Origin of the sequence: Microcystis sp. LE19-10.1B (assembly GCF_027530565.1) — a bacterium.
Taxonomy (GTDB): domain Bacteria; phylum Cyanobacteriota; class Cyanobacteriia; order Cyanobacteriales; family Microcystaceae; genus Microcystis; species Microcystis aeruginosa.
In genome coordinates, this window is sequence record NZ_JAPZQM010000708.1 from 1 (window position 1) to 1486 (window position 1486).

General features: G+C 37.5%; 4 protein-coding genes. 2 read left to right on the plus strand and 2 right to left on the minus strand.

All coding sequences use genetic code 11. The features are described from left to right. Positions 1-121 precede the first annotated feature (121 nt). Positions 122-256 carry a hypothetical protein gene (locus tag O9332_RS25075; protein ID WP_288027816.1) on the minus strand — a complete coding sequence of 45 codons (135 nt, stop codon included), beginning with the start codon at positions 254-256 and terminating at the stop codon, positions 122-124. 183 nt (positions 257-439) lie between these two features. Between O9332_RS25075 and O9332_RS25080 the strand changes: the two genes are divergently transcribed. Both O9332_RS25080 and O9332_RS25085 read left to right on the plus strand, forming a co-directional pair. Then, positions 440-655 (plus strand): hypothetical protein, encoded by a 216-nt coding sequence (locus O9332_RS25080; protein ID WP_002759295.1) that lies wholly within the window; start codon positions 440-442, stop codon positions 653-655. Beyond that, the gene (locus tag O9332_RS25085) at positions 652-933 is read left to right on the plus strand and encodes a type II toxin-antitoxin system RelE/ParE family toxin (RefSeq protein WP_002782273.1); all 282 of its coding nucleotides are present in this window, start codon (positions 652-654) and stop codon (positions 931-933) included. The genes O9332_RS25080 and O9332_RS25085 overlap by 4 nt, the downstream gene beginning before the upstream one ends. A gap of 58 nt (positions 934-991) precedes the next feature. Here O9332_RS25085 and O9332_RS25090 read toward each other — a convergent pair whose 3' ends face one another. Continuing rightward, positions 992-1327, minus strand: a complete 336-nt coding sequence (locus O9332_RS25090; protein WP_002759287.1) for a hypothetical protein — start codon at positions 1325-1327, stop codon at positions 992-994. Between the last annotated feature and the right edge of the window lie 159 nt (positions 1328-1486).

Consider the following 1486-nt stretch of genomic DNA (forward strand, 5'->3'; position numbering starts at 1 on the left):
CTTGTTCCCCACTTAAGCCCAACTATCGGCACTATTCGTTCATTAAACACTAATTGTCAAGATGCCATGTAATCTTTCCTATCAAAGTAATTTCAGTTCCGGTGCTGATTCGGAGCATCTTTCAATTTGACAACGCCAAAAATGGGTTCTTCGTTACTTGGTATGGTTCTATAGGGTGGCATAAATCGACTAAATCCTTATCTGGTAAGAGACTTAATTGATTAGAACGTAGGTTGGGTTGAAGTATGAAACCCAACGCCCGCATGGGTTACGCTACCGCTAACCCATCCTACAAATAATTGTGCCTCCCTACTTAGTTAGTTATAAATAGTTGACTAGACAAAAAATGTCGATATAATAAATGGTTATGCGGTAACTCTCGCTATTTTTAGCCTTGATTGTAAACCCTAGATAGTTTAATCGATCGCCCCTTAATAAAATGGCAATACAAACAACCTTTGCAGAGATTCTAGAAGCAGCCGAGCAACTTTCTCTTGAAGATCAAGAAAATCTCATTCATATTTTACAGAATCGTCTTCGAGATCAAAAAAGAACAGAGTTGATTAGAGATGTTCAAGAAGCTCAACAAGAATTTGCACAAGGTCAATGTCAACCCCTGACACCTGAACAAATCATGGAGGAAATCCTTTCCTGAATTTTGTTTTATTACGCTCCAATATATTTATTAGAAATGCTCGAAAAATTGTGAAAAAACAGGCTTTTTTAGTTCAAAATATCCAAGAAACTTTAGCTTTATTATCCGTAGATCCATTTCAACCTCGATTAAGAACACACAAATTAAAAGGGGAGCTTAAAGATTCTTATGCTTGTAGTGTCGGCTATGATTTAAGAATTGTCTTTAAATTCGTTGAATATGAGCAGAAACAGGCAATTCTTTTAGAGTCAATTGGGACTCACGATGAAGTTTATTAGTGCGGATGATTATTGCGCTCAGTTTGGAGAAACCGAAACAGAATCAAGATAAAAAACCCTAAGATGCTTCATTAACAGATATTTCAGCTTTTTTGAGCGCAATTTGCCATTCTAAGTCGGCTATTTCTCGATCGAGTTCGGCAATTTCACTATTAACTTGCTTTAAATCGGCGATAATTTCTTGTTTACTGCGTTTTCTACCGTAGATAGCCAGTTCATCCTCTTGTAATTTCTCAAGGATAGAGTCTAGGGAACCGGTTAAATCGGCCGAGGGACTATCCATAATACCTAGACGCATCAATACCTGTACCGCTTTGACAACGTCTTGCTGATAGGCTTCTCTAGAGGGGTAATCTTGGGGGTTTTTGAGATTTAAAGCGTCAATGATATTCATATTTCAGGTTATGAAGGTTGGCTCTTCGTTACTTGTTATGGTTCGATAGGGGGGCATAAATCGACTAAATCCTTATCTGGCAAAAGATTTAACTGATTAGCTCGCTCTAGATCAAAAACAATTGACAAAAATCGTCCAATGTCTTTCTCTATAAGGGTT